The sequence below is a fragment of the Streptomyces sp. SAS_272 genome (assembly GCF_052543235.1).
Map to the genome: position 1 here is coordinate 13,493 of NZ_JBMNDR010000002.1, position 19,968 is coordinate 33,460.

General features: G+C 72.8%; 15 protein-coding genes. 7 read left to right on the forward strand and 8 right to left on the reverse strand.

From position 1 onward, the window contains the following. Positions 1 to 74 precede the first annotated feature (74 nt). Positions 75 to 1,277, reverse strand: coding sequence for an Ig-like domain-containing protein (locus tag ACN6LD_RS01685; protein ID WP_445042316.1), 1,203 nt, complete (start codon positions 1,275 to 1,277; stop codon positions 75 to 77). Positions 1,278 to 1,495: 218 nt separating this feature from the next. Between ACN6LD_RS01685 and ACN6LD_RS01690 the strand changes: the two genes are divergently transcribed. The 5 genes from ACN6LD_RS01690 to ACN6LD_RS01710 are packed head-to-tail and all read left to right on the forward strand — an operon-like array spanning position 1,496 to position 7,251. Beyond that, entirely contained in the window at positions 1,496 to 2,692 is a 1,197-nt protein-coding gene (locus ACN6LD_RS01690; RefSeq protein ID WP_319190697.1) for a lipid II:glycine glycyltransferase FemX, read from the forward strand. Continuing rightward, on the forward strand, positions 2,689 to 4,413 hold the full coding sequence (gene murJ, locus ACN6LD_RS01695; protein ID WP_445042317.1) for a murein biosynthesis integral membrane protein MurJ: 1,725 nt from the start codon (positions 2,689 to 2,691) through the stop codon (positions 4,411 to 4,413). The genes ACN6LD_RS01690 and murJ overlap by 4 nt, the downstream gene beginning before the upstream one ends. A 23-nt stretch (positions 4,414 to 4,436) precedes the next feature. After that, a complete protein-coding gene (locus tag ACN6LD_RS01700) occupies positions 4,437 to 5,120 on the forward strand; it encodes a response regulator transcription factor (protein WP_107443160.1) in 684 nt (227 codons plus the stop codon). Then, positions 5,117 to 6,646 (forward strand): ATP-binding protein, encoded by a 1,530-nt coding sequence (locus ACN6LD_RS01705; protein WP_415924883.1) that lies wholly within the window; start codon positions 5,117 to 5,119, stop codon positions 6,644 to 6,646. The genes ACN6LD_RS01700 and ACN6LD_RS01705 overlap by 4 nt, the downstream gene beginning before the upstream one ends. Next, positions 6,643 to 7,251, forward strand: a complete 609-nt coding sequence (locus ACN6LD_RS01710; protein ID WP_445042318.1) for a hypothetical protein — start codon at positions 6,643 to 6,645, stop codon at positions 7,249 to 7,251. The genes ACN6LD_RS01705 and ACN6LD_RS01710 overlap by 4 nt, the downstream gene beginning before the upstream one ends. 15 nt (positions 7,252 to 7,266) lie before the next feature. Here the strand turns inward: ACN6LD_RS01710 and ACN6LD_RS01715 are convergent, their stop codons facing one another. From ACN6LD_RS01715 to ACN6LD_RS01735, 5 genes are all read right to left on the reverse strand, one after another. Beyond that, positions 7,267 to 9,198 (reverse strand): SulP family inorganic anion transporter, encoded by a 1,932-nt coding sequence (locus ACN6LD_RS01715; protein ID WP_445042319.1) that lies wholly within the window; start codon positions 9,196 to 9,198, stop codon positions 7,267 to 7,269. A 33-nt stretch (positions 9,199 to 9,231) separates the two neighbouring features. Further along, on the reverse strand, positions 9,232 to 11,961 hold the full coding sequence (locus ACN6LD_RS01720) for a cation-translocating P-type ATPase (RefSeq protein WP_445042320.1): 2,730 nt from the start codon (positions 11,959 to 11,961) through the stop codon (positions 9,232 to 9,234). A gap of 65 nt (positions 11,962 to 12,026) precedes the next feature. Beyond that, a complete protein-coding gene (locus ACN6LD_RS01725; RefSeq protein ID WP_445042321.1) occupies positions 12,027 to 13,046 on the reverse strand; it encodes a polyphosphate kinase 2 family protein in 1,020 nt (339 codons plus the stop codon). Between the two features lie 183 nt (positions 13,047 to 13,229). Next, positions 13,230 to 13,412 carry a hypothetical protein gene (locus ACN6LD_RS01730; RefSeq protein ID WP_445042322.1) on the reverse strand — a complete coding sequence of 61 codons (183 nt, stop codon included), beginning with the start codon at positions 13,410 to 13,412 and terminating at the stop codon, positions 13,230 to 13,232. Between the two features lie 59 nt (positions 13,413 to 13,471). Further along, entirely contained in the window at positions 13,472 to 13,951 is a 480-nt protein-coding gene (locus tag ACN6LD_RS01735; protein WP_319190685.1) for a DUF5990 family protein, read from the reverse strand. 202 nt (positions 13,952 to 14,153) lie between these two features. On the opposite strand from ACN6LD_RS01735, the gene ACN6LD_RS01740 reads away from it, so the two are divergent. Next, positions 14,154 to 14,990, forward strand: coding sequence for a DUF2182 domain-containing protein (locus ACN6LD_RS01740; protein WP_445042472.1), 837 nt, complete (start codon positions 14,154 to 14,156; stop codon positions 14,988 to 14,990). A gap of 122 nt (positions 14,991 to 15,112) precedes the next feature. Here the strand turns inward: ACN6LD_RS01740 and ACN6LD_RS01745 are convergent, their stop codons facing one another. Next, positions 15,113 to 15,769 (reverse strand): DUF1326 domain-containing protein, encoded by a 657-nt coding sequence (locus tag ACN6LD_RS01745; RefSeq protein ID WP_445042323.1) that lies wholly within the window; start codon positions 15,767 to 15,769, stop codon positions 15,113 to 15,115. A 352-nt stretch (positions 15,770 to 16,121) separates the two neighbouring features. Between ACN6LD_RS01745 and ACN6LD_RS01750 the strand changes: the two genes are divergently transcribed. Next, positions 16,122 to 16,310: a hypothetical protein gene (locus tag ACN6LD_RS01750; protein ID WP_445042324.1), complete on the forward strand. Its 189-nt coding sequence runs from the start codon at positions 16,122 to 16,124 to the stop codon at positions 16,308 to 16,310. 21 nt (positions 16,311 to 16,331) lie between these two features. Here the strand turns inward: ACN6LD_RS01750 and ACN6LD_RS01755 are convergent, their stop codons facing one another. Next, positions 16,332 to 19,451 (reverse strand): FG-GAP-like repeat-containing protein, encoded by a 3,120-nt coding sequence (locus ACN6LD_RS01755; RefSeq protein WP_445042325.1) that lies wholly within the window; start codon positions 19,449 to 19,451, stop codon positions 16,332 to 16,334. Positions 19,452 to 19,968: the final 517 nt, after the last annotated feature.

The following is a 19,968-nucleotide window of genomic DNA, read 5'->3' on the forward strand; positions in this document are numbered from 1 at the left end:
CTGTCCGCCGGCGCGTCCGTCGTCCGGCGGCTCGGCGGAGGGCCGCTCCGCCGAGCCGCCGGAGCGGCCGTGTCTCAGCGCAGTGCGCTCTTCTGCTGCCATTCGGCCCACGAGAGGTTCCACGTGCCGAAGCCGTTCCCGGGCGCGACCACGCCCTTGGTCTCCTTGCCGGTGATCTCGAACGGGTCGCCCGGCCGCACCTGCCCGTACAGCCAGGCCGCGTTCGCGTCGCTCATCCCTATGCATCCGGAACTGTGGTTGGCGGAGCCGAAGAAGCGGGCGTTCCACGGCGCGGCGTGCGCGTACATGCCCGACCAGGTCAGCCGCATCGAGTAGTCGACCATCTTGTCGTAGGCGTTGCCCAGGCCCACCGTCTCGGAGTTCATGTTGATCGTGCCCTCCTTGGCCATGAGCACGGCGGTGCCGCGCCAGGAGCGCTTGTCGCCGCCGGGCGTCCCGCCGGACACCGGTATGCGCCGCACCGTCCGGCCGTTCCGCTCGAGGGTGAGCTGATGGCTGTCGAGGTCGACCTTGACGATCTGCCGGGCGCCGACGGTGAAGGTGGTCGTGTAGTCGCGCACGAACCAGCCGCCGTCCGGGCCCGAGTCGGTGCCGTTCAGCTCCGCGTTCAGCGTGACCTCGGTCCCGGGCTTCCAGTACGCCTCGGGCCGCCAGTCCACCCGGTCGCCGCCCGACCAGTCGCGTATCCATCCCCAGGAGCCCTTGGTGCCGTTCGAGGTGGTGATCCTCAGCTGCTTCTCGACCTCGGCGCGGTTCTTGACCGGGCGGTCGAAGACCAGGGAGACGGGCTGGGCGACGCCGACGGTGGCGCGGGCGCCCGGTCGCCAGTCGACCTTGTTGACCTTGCCGGCCGGAGCCGTGGTGAACGCGGCCCTGGTGCTCCTGGCGGTGCCGCCGTCGGTCCGGGTCGCCGCCGTCACGGTGTACGCCGCGCCGGGCACCGCCTTGCGGTCGGAGACCCATGAGCGGCCGTCGGCGGCGACCTTCCCGGCGAGCCGGTGGCCCTCGGCGTCGGCGACGGTCACCGAGGTGAGTCGGCCGCCCGCGGCGGTGACCGTCACGGGCCGGCCCGCCGGGACCCCCGTTCCCGTCGGTGTGACGGTGACCGTGACCGGGCGGTCGGCGGCGCCCGCCGGTCCCTTGGCGTCGGACCCGCTCGGGTCGGCGCTCGACGAGCAGGCGGCGAGCGGCGCCAGCAGGGCGGCCACGACGGCGGCCCGGACGCGGGCATGGGTGAGTACGCGTATACGAGGCAACGGGACCTCCGAGAAGGACGCGAACGGCGTCGGTGAGTCGGCGATGACGTGACTGTAGAGCCGGAAAACCCGAGGTCAGACACTATGGAGCAATGTGACGGCCACTGGTGAGGAACGGTCATGGTCCGGTCACATTCACCGCGCGGAGCGGTCATGGGCCGCGGTGAGCATCTGCTGTGTCCCCGCGACAGGTCCGGGGAGAAGGAGAGGCTCAGACCGTGTCAGCGCTGCTCGTGCCGCCCAGTCGTGTGTGCCAAGCCCGGGACCGGGGCGTGACGTTGCGCCCCATCACCGCCGAGACCTACCGCGCCTTCCTCGAGACCCCGGACGGCGCCGCCCTCGGCGCCGGCTTCCTCCAGTGCCCGTCCTGGGCCGACGTCAAGGAGGGCTGGCGCGCCCGACTCCTCGGCTGGGGACCGGATCCGCAGGCGGGCGCGCTGAACGGCGTGGCCCTGGTGCTGCTGCGGCAGTTCCCCGGCACCCGCAAGTACTTCGCGTACCTTCCCGAAGGGCCCGTCGCCGACTGGAACGACCCCGACGTCGACGGCTGGCTCGACCCGCTCCTCGAACACCTGCGCCGCTCGGGCGCGTTCGCCGTGCGCATCGGCCCGTCGCCCGCCTACCGGCGTTGGGACGCCGCCCTGCTCAAGCCGCTCACCGGGCCGGGCCGCCGCCTGGGCGACGTCCTCGCCAGCGAGGTCGACCCGCTCGGCACCGCCGTCGCCGAGCGGCTGCGGGCCCGGGGCTGGCGCCGCTGCGGCGGCGACGGGACCGGCGAGGACGGTGACGCCCAGCCCCGGCACGTCTTCCAGGTGCCGCTCGCCGGACGCACTCCGCAGGACCTGTGGTCCGGCCTCAACCAGGAGTGGCGACGCAATGTGCGCCGGGCCCGGAAGGAGGGCGTGGAGGTGGTGGTCGGCAGCGCGGCGGATCTCCCCGAGTTCCACCGGCTGCTCGGCATCACCGAGCGGCGCGACGGCTTCCGGCTGGGCCGCTCGCTCGCCTACTACGAGCGTCAGTACGCCGCGCTCAACGCCGAGGAACCGGGCCGCATGCGGCTGTACCTCGCCCGTCACCGGGGAGAGGTCCTGGCCGCCCACACGCTGATCACGGTCGGCCGGCGGGCCTGGTACCAGACCGGCGCCTCCGCCGACCACCGTCGAGAGGTCCGGCCCTCCAACGCCCTGCAGTGGCGGATGCTGCTGGACGCCCACGCTCTCGGGGCCGACGTCTACGACATGCGCGGGGTACCCTCCACTCTCGATCCCGACGAACGTGCGTACGGACTGCTGCGCTGGAAGCTCGGCACCGGAGGACAGGTCGTCGAGACGCTGGGGGAATGGGAGAGACCGATGACCGGCAGCGCCAACCACGCGCTCCACCGTGCCTTCCAGGCATACCTGAACCGCCGATGAAGCGGACGCCGATACCGGCCGACGCGGCCGACGCCGGGAGCGCGGGGGCGACGGGGACCACGGAAGCGACGCAGGCCACGGGCGCGACGGAGGCCACGGGCGCGACGGAGACGACGGGCGCGGCGAAGACGGCGAAGGCGTCCTCCGCGGGACGCAGCACCGCCGTCATGGCCGCCGGGTCCGTCGTCTCCCGGGCCACCGGTTTCGTCCGGTCCGCGGTCGTCGCGGCAGCGGTGGGCACCATCGGGCGGACCGCCGACGGTTACGCCGTCGGCAACGCCCTGCCCACCATCGTCTACATGCTGCTCCTCGGCGGCGCGCTGAACGCCGTCTTCGTGCCCGAACTGGTCAAGGCCGCCAAGGAGCACGACGACGGGGGGCGGGCGTACACCGACCGGCTGGTCACCGTCTGCGTCGTCGCCCTGCTGGCGATCACCGCGACCGCGGTGTGGGCGGCTCCCGCCATCGTCGACGCCTACACCGACTACACCGGCCCGCAGGCGGCCATGACCACCGCGTTCGCCCGCTACTGCCTGCCCCAGATCTTCTTCCTCGGACTGTTCACCCTGCTCGGTCAAGTCCTCAACGCGCGGGGCCGGTTCGGCGCGATGATGTGGGCGCCGGTCCTGAACAACGTCGTCGTCATGGCCGTCTTCGGCGGGTACCTGGCCCTGGCCCTCGGAGGCGGGGAGACGCTCACCGCGACCGAGACCGCGGTGCTCGGCTGGGGCACGACCGCCGGCATCGTCGTCCAGGCGCTCGCCCTCGTTCCCGCGCTGCGCGCGGCCCGCTTCCGGTGGCGGCCCCGCTTCGACTGGCGCGGCAGCGGACTGACCCGCCCGCTGCGCTCGGCCGGCTGGCTGGTGCTGCTGGTGCTGGCCAACCAGGCCGCGTACTGGGTCACCACCCGGCTGGCCACGACCGCGGGCCTCGAAGGCGGCCCCGGATACGGCGCGTACAACAACGCCTATGTCCTGTGGGTCGTCCCGCACGGCATCGTCACCGTCTCCGTGGTGACCGCGCTGATGCCCCGGATGAGCGCGGCCGCCGCCGACGGGGACACCGCCGCCGTGCGACGCGACGTCTCCCACGCCCTGCGCGTCAGCGCCTCGGCCGTCGTCCCCGCCGCCTGCGCGCTGTTCGCGCTGGCCCAGCCGGTGATGGCCCTCGTCTTCGGGTACGGCAGGACCAGCGCCGACGACACGGTCGCCATGGCGGGGATCCTCATGGCCTTCGCGCCGGGACTCGTCGCCCTGTCGGGCCAGTACGTCCTGTCCCGTGCCTTCTACGCGCTCTCCGACACCCGGACGCCGTTCCTGCTCAACCTCGTGATCGTCGCCCTCAACGCGGCGCTCTCCCTGGCCGCCGCACACCTGCTGCCGGCCCGCTGGGCGGTGACCGGCATGGCGGGGGCGTACTCACTGGCGCTGTGCGCCGGCTGTGCGGTGACCGGCCGGGTGCTGAGCCGCCGGCTCGCCGTCGCCCACCCCCTGCGCTCGTCCGCCCTCGGCGCCCACGGGCGGCTGCTGCTCGCCGCCGTCCCCGCCACCGCGCTCGGCCGCCTCGCGGCCCTGGGCGCGGCGGGCGCGGGCGCCCTGGCCGCCGCAACTGCCGGCGCGGTCGTCGTCGTCCTCACCTTCGCCCTGCTCGCCCGTCCGCTGCGACTCGCCGAACTCGACACGCTGCTCCGCGGCCTGCGCCGGCGACCGCGACGGACCTGACCACCACAGAGGGAGAACCGCCGATGCCCCGCGTGCTCCTCATCGAGGACGACCCTTCCGTACGCGAGGGCGTCGAACTCGGTCTGCGCCGCCGCGGCCACGAGGTACGGGCGGCCGCGACCGGCGAGGCCGGCCTCGCCGCGCTGGCCGAGTTCCGCCCCGACCTGCTGCTGCTGGACCTGATGCTGCCGGGAATGAACGGCGTGCAGGTCTGCCGGCAGGTCCGCGAGCGCAGCCAGCTGCCGATCATCATGCTCACCGCGCGCGGCGACGACTTCGACGTGGTCATCGGTCTGGAGGCCGGCGCCGACGACTACATCGTCAAGCCCGCCCGGACCGAGGTGATCGAGGCCCGGATCCGGGCCGTGCTGCGCCGCCTGGACGACGGCAACCCGGGCCGCCCGGCCATCGAGGTGTACGGCGCGCTCACCGTCGACCGGGTCGGACTGACCGTCGCCAAAGCCGGCCGGCCGCTCGCCCTCGCCCCCTCGGAGCTCAAGCTCCTGCTGCACCTGTGCGCCGCCCCCGAGCAGGTCTTCAGCAGGCAGCAACTGCTGGAGCACGTCTGGGAGCACAGCTACCACGCCGACGCCCGGCTGGTCGACGCATGCGTGGCACGGCTGCGCGGCAAGATCGAGGACGAGCCCGGCAGCCCGCGTTACGTGCAGACGCTGCGCGGCTTCGGGTACCGCTTCGGACCGCTGTGATCACCGGCTTCCGGCGCGGCGTCCCGCGTCGCGGCGACGACGCGGGGCGAGACGGCGCGCCCGCCGAAGAGCGGTCGCGGGTCAGGGCGTTCGGTCTGCGTACACGGCTGCTGCTCGCATTCCTGCTGGTCGCGGCCGTCAGCGCCGGCACGACGGCCGCGCTGACCTACCGTGAGGCCCGCAACGCGCTGCTGGAGACCGCCCAGGACACGGCGGTCACGTCGTTCCGCGACCAGGTCCAGCAGACGGGCTTCTCCCTGCCGGTGCGCAAGGAGGGCCTGGAGGAGGTCCTGCGGGACATCGCCCGCAAGGGCAAGCCGCACCCCTGGGTGGTGTTCGCCGAGTACGGCTCGCTGCGCGCCTCCTCGGGCGAGAACCCCGTCTCCACCGTCATCACGCCCGAACTGCGGCGCGCCGCGGTGGCCGACCCGCACGGCAGCTTCGAGCGGGTCGTCAAGGACGGCGTCCCCTACCTCACCATCGCCATGCCCACCGTCTTCAAGGCGAGCGCGTCGAGCGTGCTGCCCAGCGGTCTCGTCCTGTACGCCGTCATGCGGATGACCGACGAGCAGCTCAACGTCGACGCGCTCCTCACCGCCGCCCGGGACGGCGCCGTGCCCGGCCTCGTCGTCGCGCTGATCCCCGCCCTGCTCGCGGCCCGCAGCGTGCTGCGTCCGGTGCGGGAACTGAGCCGGGCGGCCCGCAGCATGGGCAGCGGCAGACTCGACACCCGCATCCCGGTGCGCGGCAGTGACGAACTGGCGGACCTGGCACGCACCTTCAACGAGTCGGCGGCGCAACTGGAACGCTCCGTCAAGGAGTTGCGCGATGCCGAGGAGCGCGCCCGCCGGTTCGCCTCCGACGTCTCGCACGAACTGCGCACCCCGCTCGCCGGGATGCTCGCCGTCACCGAGGTCCTCGACGAGGACGCGGACGACCTGGACGCCGACACCGCGCGGGCGGTCCGGCTGGTCAGCGCGGAGACCGGAAAACTCGCCGTGCTCGTCGAGGACCTGATGGAGATCTCCCGCTTCGACGCCCGCGCGGCCGAGCTGAACACCGACGAGGTCGACGTCGCCGAGGCCATCGGCAAGACGCTGCAGCACCGGCACTGGACCGACGGCCGGGTCCGCGTCGAACTGCCCGGCGGCATCCGGGCCCGTCTCGACCCGCGCCGCTTCGACGTGGTGGTCGCCAACCTCGTCGGCAACGCCCTGCGGCACGGCGGCGCGCCCGTCACGGTGCGCCTGCGCACCGAAGCGCGTCCCCCGGGCCTGCCCGTGCTGGTCACCGAGGTCGTGGACAGCGGTCCCGGCATCCGCCCCGAGTCCCTCCCGCACATCTTCGACCGCTTCTACAAGGCCGACGCGGCCCGTGCCCGTTCGGCGGGCAGCGGCCTGGGACTGGCGATCACCCAGGAGAACGTGCGGTTGCACGGCGGAACGATCCACGCGGGGAACCTGCCGGGCGGCGGCGCCGTCTTCACCGTCGAGATACCGCTCCACGCGGAGGAGGCCGGCGGATGAGCGTTGCGCGGATGCGCCGGCGTGCCGCCGCCGTCGCGGCGGCCCTCGTGCTCGGTGCTCCGCTGCTCGGCGGCTGCGGCATCCCGGAGACCGACGTCATCGAGGCGGGCGGTCCCGCCACCGTCCAGGCCTTCCTCACCCGCAGCACCGACCTGCTGCTCTTCTTCCGCTCCCCCGACGGCCGGGTGCGCCCCGTGATACGGACGGTGAAGGTCTCGACCGTGACCGTCGGGGACGGCTCGGCGGACGCGGGCTCCGGCCCGCCGGCGGCACCGGTGGCGCCGGAGAAGATCGTCATGATGCTGCTCGCCGGCCCGCACGAGGAGGACCGGGCCGCCGGCCTGGACACCTCCCTCCCCGCCGCCCTCCCCGGCGTGCCGGTCCGGATCGGAGCCGCCACGGCCGGCAGGGTCACGACCCGCGTGCCCCTCGCCCTTGACGGGCTGGACGACACCGCCCTGCGTCAGCTGACCTGCACGATCGCCTACAGCCTGGACGTCGACGGTCGGATCGTCGTGGAGATGACGGGACAGGACGGCGCGTCGAGGTCCGGCGCCTGCGGACTCGCCCCCGGCAGCGCCGGAGCCGATGCCGTCACCCGTTGACGGGCATGCCGGCGGTCACCGCTCGCCGGTGGACCGATCCGCGCCCGGTGTGGAGTCGGGGTCGGGGTCGGACTCGGGGTCGGGGTCGGACTCGGGGTCGGACTCGGACTTGGGGTCGGACTCGGACGCGGGTTCGGAGTCGGGTTCGGCGTCGAGTTCGGGTTCGGCGTCGGGTTCGGGCCTGCCGGGGCTCCCGGCGGGGGTGGCGGCGGCGGGGGACGTCCACCGCGCCCCGGTGCGCAGCCGGAAAGCGGCGACGGCGGCCTCCACGGTGGGGAAGAAGTCCCGGGCTCCGATGGCGCCGGTCAGCCCGTACCGCTCCAGCTTGCGCCGCACCGGGTCCTTGAGCTCGGCGAACACCAGCCGCACGCCCCGGGCGTCGAGAACCGCGTCGAGTTCCTCCAGGACGTCCGCGGCGGTGGTGTCCACGTCGGTCATGGGCTCCGCCGCGATCACGATCCAGGCCGGCCGCGGGTCGGCGTCGGCCAGCCGCCTGACCTCGTCCCGGAAGGCCTTGGCGTTGACGAAGACGAGCGGGGCGTCGAACCGGTAGATCACCAGCCCCGGCAGCCGCCCGGCCCCCGGGTAGGAGCGGACGTCGTGGAAGCCCTCCAGGTCCTTCACCCGCCCCAGCACCGTGTTGTACGGCCACCAGGCGCGCCGGAAGACGTTGAGGACCGACAGGGCCACCGCTATGGCGATCCCGGGCAGCACGCCCAGCAGCGCCACGCCGACGAAGGCCGCGAGGCACAGCAGGAACTCCGCCCGGCGCTGCCGCCACAGCCGCACCGCCCCCGGGACGTCGGCAAGGGAGAGCGACGCGGTGATGACCACGGCGGCGAGAGCCGGCTGGGGAAGGTTGCGGAACAGGCCGGGCGCCAGTACCAGCATCAGGACGATGAGCGCCGCCCCGACGACGCCGGTGAGCTGGCTTCTGGCTCCCGCGCGTTCCGCCACCGCCGTACGCGATCCGCTGGTGCTGACCGGGAACCCCTGGAAGAGGCCGGCGGCCAGGTTCGCGGCGCCCACCCCGGCCATCTCCTGGTTGCCGCGGACCTCCTGCCCCGTACGGGCCGCGAAGGCCGACGCGTTGGAGATCGTGTCGGCCAGCGACACCAGGGCGATGCCCAGCGCGCCCCCGAACAGCGGCGCGAGGTCGGCGAGTCGGACGTCGGGGATCGTGAACGGCGGGAATCCCTCGGGAAGTTCCCCGACCAGACTGACGCCGTGCTCGCCGAGGTCGAAGACCGTGGCCGCGGCGATCGCGAGGACCACCATCACGAGCACCGCCGGGACCTTCGGCAGGACGCGCTGGAGCACCAGGATCAGGACGATCCCGCCGCCGCCCACCGCGGCGGCCGCCGGCACCGCCGCCCCGTCGCCGAGTTCGCGCACGAGGCCGACGCATTCGCCGATCAGGTCGTCCGCCTCGACCTTGAAGCCGAGCAGCTTGGGCAGCTGGCCGATCAGGATGGTCAGGGCCAGGCCGTTCATGTAGCCGATCATCGTCGGCTTGGAGATCAGGTCGGCGATGAAGCCGAGCTTCGCCACCGAGGCCAGGATCATGACGGCCGCCACCATGAGCGCGAGGACCGACGCCAGGGCGACGGCGCGGTCGGGATCGCCGTCGGCCGCCACCAGCGGCAGCACGGTCGCGGCGATCATCGGCCCCAGCGAGGAGTCGGGGCCCAGCACCAGGATCCTGCTCGGCCCGCACACCGCGTACCCGAGCAGGCAGAGGATCGTCGTGTACAGGCCGGTGATGGGCGGCAGGCCCGCCAGCTCGGCGTACGCCATGCCCTGCGGCACCAGCAGCATGGTCAGGACGACGCCCGCGACCAGGTCCTTGACCAGCCACTCGCGGCGGTAGGACGACACCGCGCGGATCCCGGGCACGGCCCGCCACCACGGGGAGGACGGCCTGCGGCCGGTGTGCTGGCTCGTCACGGGCCGTCCTTCCGTTCTGCCCCGCCGCCCGCGTCAGGCGCGCCTGATCCTACGGGCCAGGAACTTGCCCAGTTCCCACAGGAGCAGCAGCGCGAGGGCGGCGAGCAGGGCCCAGCCGAACTGCCGCGCGTCGATGCGGGTCGTGCCGAGGATGCGGCGGAAGCCGTCCATCTGGGTCACCAGCACCGCGAGCACGAACTGGGTCAGCGCCACCCAGTTCATCTGCCTGCTGTCGAAGGCGGACGTCGTCAGCACCGAGCCCGTCTCACTGCGGCACTCGAACGCGGCGACGATGAGACAGAGGGCGAAGGCGGTGAACGCGATCGACTGTCCGGTCCCGACGCTGTCGAAGTGGCGTTGGCCGAGCTTGATCAGCGCGAGCAGGAGGACGGTGATCGCGAGGCCGCCGGCCCCGACCGTCACCAGGACGGGCCGGGTCAGCACCGACTCCCCGCGCGGACGCGGCCTGCGGCGCATCAGCCCGGGGCTCTCCCGGTCGAAGCCGAGCGCGAAGCCGAACGAGGCGTTGACCACGAAGTGGATCCACAGCACCTGCGGCGGGGTGAACGGCTCACCGGCGGCGATGTCGAGGACGGTGGCCCCGAGGAAGGTCAGGACGAAGGTGACCAGCAGGAGCAGGACGAACCGGATGTACTTGGTGAGGTTGTCGTAGATCCGCCGGCCCTGCTCCACGGCGTAGACGATGGTGGCGAAGGCGTCGTCGGAGAGGATCATCCGTCCGGCGTTCTTCGCCACGTCCGTGCCGCTGCCCATCGCGATGCCGATGTCGGCGGCCTTGATGGCGGGCGCGTCGTTGACGCCGTCCCCGGTCATCGCCACGACGTCGCCCTTCTTCTTGAGCGTGTCGGCGAGCAGCACCTTGTGCTCGGGTGCGACGCGTCCCACCACGCCGATGTCGTCGATGCGGGCGAGCCGTTCGTCCTCGCTCAGGGCGGCGAAGTCGGCGCCGAGGACCGCTTCGCCGGGGATGCCGAGCTGCCGGGCGATCGCCGCGCCGGTGGTGACGTCGTCGCCGGTCACCATGCGGACCCGGATGTGCCCCGCCTGGGCGCCGGCCACGGCCGCCCGGGCGTCCTGGCGGGGCGGATCGACCATGCCGACGAGGCTGGTGATCCGCAGCTCGGTGACGTGGGCGAGGAGGTCGCCGTCGGGGTCGAAGCCGGCCGGGTCCAGATCACGGGTGGCCGCGGCCATCACCCGGCGGCCCTCGCCGCCCATGCGCCGGGTCTGCGCGTCGGCGCGGGCGACCAGTTCCGCGTCCCACGGGACGGTCTCGCCGGCCGCGAGCGCGGTGGCGGCCCGCGCCAGGACCGCCGGAACGGCGCCTTTGACGAAACACCGCACGACCTGCCGTCCGGAGGCGTCGACCGCCGCGTTGAAGGTGGCCATCAGCTTGTACTCCGGGTCGAACGGCAGCGTGGCGAGCCGCGGGAGGCCTTCCCTGGTGGCGTCGACGTCCAGCCCGGCCTTGTGCGCGAGCACCAGCAGCGCGCCCTCGGTGGGATCGCCCACCACGTCGCCGTCCACCAGCTTCGCGTCGCTGGCCACCAGGTACGGCAGGATCGCGTCCTCCAGGCCGGCGGCGGAGTCCGTCGCGCCCGCCGCATGGTGGATCCGCCCGTCGAGTCCGTACCCCGTGCCGGAGACGGTGTACCGGTCGGTGGGACTCAGGACCTCGACGACGGTCATCTGGTTCATCGTCAGGGTGCCGGTCTTGTCCGAGTTGATGGCCGACGTGAACGCCAGGGTCTCCACCGACGGCAGTTCCTTGACGATGGCGTTGCGCTTCGCGAGGTTGAGGCTGCCGACGGACAGGATCGCCTGGGTCACGGTCGGCAGGGCCTCGGGGATGGCGGCGATGGCCAGCGAGACCGCGCTGACGAAGAGGACGTCCCAGGCCTGGTCCCGCTGACGGCCGAGGACGAACATCACGACCATGGTCAGGGCCGCCGCCCCCGTGATCCACAGCGTCAGCCTGTCGAGCTCCCTGGTGAGCGGCGGTGTCTCCCTCTCGGTGGCCTGCAGCATCCCGGAGATCTTGCCTACCTCGGTCCCGGCGCCGGTCGCGGTGACCACGACCACCCCGCTGCCGTGGGTGACCGGCGTGTTCATGAACGCCATGTTCGTCCGGTCGCCGGGCGCCGGCAGGGGGCCCGCCAGGGTGCCGGCGTCCTTCGAGGCGGGCACGCTCTCGCCGGTGAGCGTCGACTCGTCGATCTGCAGTGCGCTGGCCTCGATGATGCGTCCGTCCGCGGCCGTCTGGTCCCCGGCGGCGATGAGCACGATGTCGCCGACCACCAGGTGCTCGGCGGGGATCTCGGCCTCCGTCCCGTCCCTGCGCACCCGCGCCGTCGCCTTCATCATCGACTGCAGCGCGTTCATCGCGCTCTCGGCCCTGCCCTCCTGGCGCAGGCCCACGACCGCGTTCAGCACGGTCAGGACGATCAGCAGGATCGCGGTGGTCCACTCCTGGACGATCAGTGACACGACCGCCGCGGCCACGAGGACGATCTGCATGTAACTGCGGTACTGCGCGACGAACCGGTGCCAGGCCGCGGGCCGCTTCTCCTCGGGCAGCGCGTTCGGGCCGTGCGCGGCCAGGAGCTGCGCGGCCCGGGCCGCGGAGAGACCGGACGCCGGATCGACGTCGAAGGCCGCCACGACCGCTTCGGGAGTGCGCGCGTACCAGTCGTCCACGGGGGGCCGGGACCGCTCGCCCACGGCATGCGAAGGCACCGTCATCGTCCTGCCCTCCGATCCGTGGCCGCGGAGGTGTCCGGGCCGGTCGTTCGCTGGTGCGACAAGCCCTAGCCGTGCTTCCTGCCGTGCTTCCTGCCGTGCTTTCTCCTGTGTGTCCTGCCGTGCCGTCCGCCGTGCTTCCTCCCCGCCGGCGGATGCCGTTCGGCGTACGGATCGGCCGGCGCTCCGGCGGGGGCCTCCCGCTCCAGCTCCCGTCTGGTGGCGAGCAGTTGCCCGCGCGCCTCTTCCCCCACGTCGGGGTACCGGGGGTCGATGTCCATCAGGGTGTGCACGAGGATCGCCGCCGCGCAGATGCGCGCGAACCACTTCCGGTCCGCCGGCACCACGTACCACGGCGCCCACGGCGTACTCGTGGCCGACAGCATCTCCGAGAACGCGTGCTGGTAGTCGTCCCACCGGCGCCGCTCCCGGACGTCGGCGGCGGAGAACTTCCAGTTCTTCTCCGGCAGGTCGATCCGTTTCAGGAAGCGGGTGCGCTGCTCCTCCTTCGACAGGTTCAGGAAGATCTTCACGACCTTGAACCCGTTGTCCGTGAGGTGGCGCTCCCAGTGGTTGATCTCGCGGTAGCGCCGCTTCCACAGGTTCTTCCCGCGCGCGCCGTCCGGCAGCTTCTGACGGTCGAGGATCTCCGGATGGACGCGCACGACGAGAACCTCCTCGTAGTGCGAGCGGTTGAAGATGGCGATCTCGCCGCGGGAGGGCAGCCGCCGGGCGTAACGCCACAGGTAGTCGTGATCGAGCTCCTCGGCGGAGGGCACCTTGAAGCTGCTGACCCGGACGCCCTGCGGATTGACGCCGCTCATCACATGGCGGATGGTGCCGTCCTTGCCGCCCGCGTCGAGAGCCTGCAGACACATCAGCACGCCGTACGCGTCCTGGGCGGCCAGCCGGTCCTGGTACTCGGCCAGCAACGACACCCCGGTCCGCAGCAGCTCGGCCCCGTCCCGCTTCTTCAGGCCGTGCTTGTCCCGAGGGTCGAAGTCCCGGTGCAGGCGCACGTGCGACCCCGGTTCCACGCGGAGCGGCCGGATGAAATCCGCGATGCGTTCGGCTCTCTCGTCGGACATCACGATCAGCCCTTCGCTGGTGGGGCGAGTGCGGAGCACCGCGCCCGGGACCCGCTCCGGCGGTCCCGGAGCGCGCGACGTGATCCCTCGCGCTCATTGTCCGCGCGCCCGGACAAGATCGCCCGCCGGAGGACGGGCACGGCGATCGCTCCCCGGGTGGCGAGGGCGATCGGCGCCGGGCGGCTACCGGGCCAGGGCGTCCGCCGCGCTGTCCGGCCGGCAGATGACGGTGGCGGCGCTGCTGAAGACACCGCCGTTCGGCAGGTTCAGGGCCTTCTCCTGGGCCATCGCGTCGCGTCCCCGGATCGACGACCACGGGAAGCCGTTCCGCACCAGCGGCAGCCGGGGCCGCCTCGTCCCCTCCAAGCGTCCTGGTCGGCGGCGCCGGCTGGCCGCGCGCCGGAGAACACCGGCGCGGACACGTCCTAGGAGGCCCCCTGGCCGGCGGATGCGGCGGTCCAGACGATCTGCGGAGGCTCGACCCGTGCGCACAGCGGCCCGCCCTGCGCGTCGGTCAGGCCGAGCCGTCCGACCAGCAGCCCTTCGCGTGCCGCGGCGGCGAGGACGTCGGCGGGGACGGCGTCGAGCATGAGCTTGGCGCGGCGGAACATGGTGAAGACGCCTGCCTCGTCGACCGTCCCCCACGACAGGTAGACGAACCGCCGGCCCAGGCGGTGCTGCACATACGGCCCCACGACCTCGGTGCCGGCCGGTGTGGCGCTCGTGGTGCACTCGAGGGTCCAGGTCGCGGACGACGCGTCGCCGGGGTGCGGGTCGAGGAGTTCGGCCGGACGGTCCCGGCGCTGCACGGCGACATGGATGTTGGCGTAGGCGGGCGTTCTGCCGTCGGCGGAGGCGGGGCGGGTGAGGCCGGGCAGGTCGACGGCGTCGATGCGGATACGCATGCCGCCCATCCTCCCGCCCGCGCCCACGCCGGGCGAGGCCGACCCCGCGGAGACGAACTCCACCCGGCCCGGCGGCGGAGCCGGCATCACCCGCGTCCCCCACGGCGCCACCCGCGAGGGCGCGGCCCCGGACTCTCTCGCGCGAGGTCGCGTCGCGCGGGGATGCGTGCTGTCCTGGAGGTATCCGCAGGAGTACACGCCGATGCGTCCCATCCGGAGTTCCGTCTTCGCACCCGCCCGGTCGCCCGCGCCGACCGGAGCGGGCGGCGGCCTGTCGCCGGCGCGGGATCTCGCGGTCGCCTGGCTCGTGGTCGTCCTGATCGCGGTGCCCGCCTGGGCGCTCACGATCGCGCAGTCGCGGGACATGGGGGTCGAGGCCGGCACGATGGGAATGGCGCTGCCGCTGTTCCTGCTGCTGTGGGTGACGATGATGGCGGCCATGATGCTGCCGTCCATGGCGCCGGTGGCCCTCACCTGGGTGCGTGGCATCGGCCGGCAGTCCTCCGGCTGGACGCGGACCGGGCGCACCGCCGGGTTCGTGTGCGGCTATCTGCTGGTGTGGACCGCGTTCGGACTGCTCGCCTACGCCGCCCTGGCCTTCACCGGCGGCCTGGTGGACGACCATCCGACCGCGGGGCGCTGGATCGGCGCGGCCGCCTTCCTGCTGGCGGGCCTGTATCAGCTCGGCCCCCTCAAGAACGTCTGTCTGCGCCACTGCCGCGACCCCATGGCTCACCTCGTGCGCTACGCGGGGTTCCGGCGGCCGGCCCGCGATCTCCGGGTCGGCTGCCACCACGGCGCCTACTGCGTCGGCTGCTGCGCGGGACTGATGGTCGTCCTGATCCCGCTCGGGATGATGAACGTGGCGGCGATGGCCCTGCTGGCCGTGGTGATCTTCGTGGAGAAGCTGTGGTCCCGTGGCGCGCTGCTCGGCCGCCTCGTGGGCGTCGCGTTCCTCGTCCTCGCCGTGCTCGCGCCGTTCCAGGACTGGCTGCTGCCCGGGCTGCAGGCGCCGACGCCCTCGATGGACGGCATGTGACGCACTCGTCTCCTCGAGCCGCCGGCCCCCACGGCGGTGGGTCGCGCAAGATCAGCCGCTACCGGCCGCAGTGGCCGGGGACGCGCGCCGGCTCCGCCTCACTCAGGTCCGCTCCAGCCGCCTCACTCAGGTCCGCTCCAGTCGAAGGTGAAGTGCTTGCTCGACTTCCCCGAGCGCTCCCAGGAGAAGCCGAACGCGTCGGCGCGGTCGGCGGTGGCCCGTCCCCAGGTGGCGACCTGGCCGGGGCCGACCTCGGCGCCCGGGGCGTTGTGGACCTGGACTCGGGCACCGTCCGGAGTCGTCGGGCCGGTGAGCGCCTCGGCGGCGGCCGTGACCCGGCCGGGAATCTCCGCCCGCCAGGCGGCGAGGTCCTCGTCGATCTCCACGTGGATGGGGGCGACGTCCATGCCGCGCATCTCGGGGTGGAACATCGCCCCGAACTGCGCCGGCCATCCGCCCGCCTCACCGCCGAAGATCGCTCCCAGTGCACCGCGCTGCCGCTCGTCGGCGCGCTCGTCGAGGAAGACCGCGGCGTAGGGGTCGGTGTGCGTGCCGGCCCAGGGACTGCCGACGAAGGAGGCGAGCATCAGGACGTTGAGACCGTCGAGTCGCACGTCGCCGAAGCCGCCCTCCCGGATGTGCCAGACCAGCACGCCTTCGCAGTCGCCGTAGGTCGGGGGCTGCGCGAACGTGCAGGGGCACGGTATGGCGCACTTGCACACGTCGAACCAGTCACCGGCCAGGCGCCAACGTGTGCCGGTGGTGACCTGCTCTGTCATCTCGCTTCCCTCCTGCCGAGCCCGAAGGGGCCCACTCGGAAGTGGCGAGACCGCGTGTCCCGAGCCCACTCCCGGAACCGGAAGGCGGCCTCCCTTCCAGCTTGCACCTCACACGCCGGCGGGGGAACCCGCGATCGCGGCCCTTCATGTCGCCGCCCTACGACAGGCCGTCGTCGCGGACCCGCTGCACCGACGGGTCAGCCGTGACGCACAGGGGCGGATCGGGGACGACAGCCTCCCCTGCCTGGCGGCTTTCGCCGCTTCGCTGGACGGCTGGCAGGGGGACAGCGACCCGGGGTGGCGCGTCCAGGCGACGAGCCGGCACCCCCTGATCGGCGACGAGACCTTCACCGTGATCGTCGAGGCCACTGCCGGCGCGCCCGTGCAGGCCCACGTGACGGTGGCGGCCACGGTCAGGCACCGCCGCTTCGGCCTCATCCCCTACCGGGCGGACCTCCCCGCCGCCCTGCCCGCCATCGACCTCCGCCACCGGACCGCAGCTCGCGGGGTCCGTGACCGCAACGGTCCGGCGATCCGGTGAACCTTCCGGTCACGGCTTCGGCTAGAAGACGCCCTTGTACTTCTGCCAGCCGGCGCCGATCTTCACGCGCGCGCCGAAGGCGCCGGAACCGGTGCCGTTCTGCCGGTACAGGTTGCCGCCGGTGTCGCGGGCGACGAGGTCGGCCTTGCCGTCACCGGTGATGTCGCCGGCGCCGACGACCGCGTCGTAGGTCCCGCCCCAGCCGGCGAAGAGCTTCACGCGGGCGGAGAAGGTGCCGTTCCCTCTGCCGAGGAAGCGGTACAGATTGTTGGAGGTGTCCTGCGCGAGAAGATCCCCGATCCCGTCACCGTTGAGATCGCCGACGCCGACGACCTTCTTGTACGAGCGCCAGTCGTCGTAGAGCTTCACGGGGGCGGCCAGCCGGCCGGTGCTGGTGCCCCTGTAGAGGTAGACCTTGCCCGTGGAGGGATTGCGGGCGATCAGGTCCGGGCGGCCGTCCTTGTTCACGTCACCGGGTGAGGTCAGGACGTCGAACTGCTGGAAGCCGCCCGACGCGACCGTCGTGTACGGAGTCGTCGACTTCAGCGCCGCCCCGCACGCGGGCTTGTAGAGGCGCAGGGCGCCGGTGCTCAGCCGGACGAGGACGTCGTTGCACCGGTCGCCGTCGAGGTCGCCGACGGGCACCGCCCTGACCGACGCGGACCATCCGCTCCCCGACACCGTCCCGGCGAACTTCCCGGCTCCGTCGCCCTGCTGGAAGGCGAGCGCCCCCGTGGAGTCCAGCGTCAGCAGGTCACCGACGCCGTCGGGCAGCGCCGAGCCGCCGGCGTGGTCCCGCCGCACCGCCGTGCCACCCGTCAGCCGGACCGTGGCGGACTGCACCAGCGCCGCACCCGGCCCGTTCGCCGGCCGGGCCGTCAGCGTCCAGGTGTACGAGCCGTTGGAAAGCAGTCCGCCGGTCGTGCCACGGCCGTCCCACGTCGTGGCGATCGCGTACTCGGCCGCCCCACCGGTGCGGGTGGCCACCACGCGGCCCGTGGCCCGGTGCCGGATCTCCACCTTCCAGGAGGCCGCCGGCTCGGACAGCCACCACTCCGCGCTCCAGGAGACCGGAGTCGCGTCCGTCTCCACCCGCGAGGCGACGTTCCGGTAGGGCGAGACCAGGGCCGCTTCGGGCCGGCCGGTGCGCAGGACGTGGACGGACTGGTCCCTGGAGTAGGCGAGGTCGCCGCTGCGCGGGTCGAGCGCCACGAGCCCCGCGGCGTCGGTCGACCACCGCCGGACGGCCGTACCGGTCTCCAGCCCGTAGAGAACCAGCCCCTGCTCCTCCTCTCGGACGGCGACGACTCCGTCGCCGAGGAACGCCTCCCCAAGGGACGCGAGCGGGATGCTCCTGCGTGACTGGAGGTCGTAGACGCCCGCTCTCAGGTACGGAGCGGCGTTGGTGTTGCACCGCCAGTACAACCGGCGTCCGACGGCCTGGAGTTCGGTCATGCTGGTGCACCCGGTGTCGACCGCGAAGGACGTCAGCGAGGTCCCGGTGCGCGCGTCCTTGGCCGTCACCGTGGCGCCCGTGGCCGCGGACCACACGGTGGTGCCCCAGATCGCACCCACCCGACCGGGCTCCCTGTGCAGCACCTTGCCGGAGTCGATGTCGACGACGCGCAGTTCCCGGAGGCCGCCGCCCACGGGAACGCCGTCGACCAGCAGCAGGTTCCCGGACGCCCCCACGATGCTGGTCTGGTTCCTGCCGGCGCCGTAGGAGTCCTCGAGTCCCGTGTCGAGCGGGGTGCCGGGGAATGCGCCGCCCTTGCCGACGACGGACAGCGCAGGCTGCAAGCCGCCGTCCGTGGTCACGGACCCGCGGTAGACGGTCCGGCCGTCCCCGGTGGCGTACAGCTCGGGGCACGGCTCGTCGAGGTAGCACCTGTAGTTCGGGGACCACGGGCTGCCGATCCTTGCGCGCTCGCCGTATCCGGGCGCGGCGTCGGCGAGCGGGCGCTCGTACGCGGAGGTGAGCCGATCGCCGTACTCCAGTGTCCTGACCCTGCCCTGATCGACCGTCAGCCGCTGGATCGCCATGGGGACCGGCGGGATGCGGACCGCGAGCGTCGCGTACGGCGCCCCGTCCGCTCCGGCGGTGACGGCCTGGTAGCCGTACTCCTGCGCGGTTCGACCACCGAGGAGCTGGACGCCGCCGTCCGGCCGGATCACGACGTGGTCCGCCGCCGCGCGCGCGAGCAGGACGCGCTCGCCGGAACCGTCGAACGGGACGGCCACGACCTTGTAGTGGGCCCCGTCGAAGACGTTGTCGCCGAGCGAGGAGTCGTGGCGGGCGACGATCAGCGCTTCGCCGACGACACCGATGACCTTGGAGTCCGCCAGGCGGACCGACACCTCACGCACCGGCGTGTCGAACCGGCCCTGCTCGTAGATCCGTACGCCGCCGGCCTGGGGAGTGACCAGGTGGTGGGCGGTCACCACGGAATTTCCGTACACCGTGCCTGTCGGCAGATATGTGGCCTGCGCGGTGGCGAGGTCGATCCAGAAGTCCCGGCTGGAGGCTTCTCCGGGGAGCTTCGCCCACGAGAGCAACCCGTGTACGCCGGCCCGCAGGGCGAAGGAGAGGGACGCCCCCTCCGGAAGGCCCGTCACAGCGCGGTCGACCGTGGTCCCGTTCTCGGCGGTCAGCAGATGAACCTCCGTCCGGGTGCCGTCGGTGCGGATGCCGCCTTCTGTCACGACCGTGGTCCCGATCGTCCTGCTGTACCTCTGGCCGGCCGGAACGGTGACCGTCGTGGTCTCGTCCGTGACCATGTTCCGCAGCTGTACGTCGCCGGTAGCGCCGCTGGGCGGCAGCGCCACGACGTCCGACGCCGCCCCGTAGTACTCCACCGGGGCCCGCGGGCTGGTCCCCGCGAGCTTTCGGTCAGTGCCGTCGACGCCCGTCCACACCAGTTCGGAGTCACCGCTCGTGGACCGGTGCAGGAACCCCGACGCGCCGACGGTCGCCACAAGCCCGAGGCCCGGGGTGACGCGCATGGTCGCGGGGATCACGGTCTCGCGGTACGCCCCGGGGTCCGCCGACGCGGTCCCGGCGGCCGGACCGACAGCCAACGGCAAGGACAGGACCACGCAGGCGGCGACGAGCCGCAGACGTGCACAAGCATGACGAGTCAAGAAGACCCTCCCCCGGAAGCGAGGCGGAACCCGCACCGTCAACTCGGTGCCACCGGCTCCCCAGCCGTCGCACCCGCCTCTACAAAGTCGGCTGATCCTACAAGTAGCGCACCCGTTCGGATGACCGCTTTTTCGGACGCAGTCGACCGCACACTCGTGCGCTGTCGGGCCCGCCCCCGGCCCACGGCCCCCTGCTCCAGGCCCTGTTCCGGCCGGCCCCCGGAAGCGCGGCTGCACACGGTGAAGGTCGACTAGAGAAGAGCGAAGGAGCGGGCAAGCGTCCCCTGGCGCCGATCCCGGACGTTGCTGTGCACGACCGCGCTGCAGCGTCCGGGCCGCGTGACGATCCTGACCCCCGACGTGGAGGACATCGGACTGTGACTGCTCACCGCCGAGCATCCACGCGTGCGTGTTGAGAAGGTCTGATATTGCCGCCTTCGGGACCGTCGGTGACGCTCACCCGCTCAACGGCCGATCGCCGACGGGTGCTTGTCAGTGCTTGCCTCTATGGTCTCAA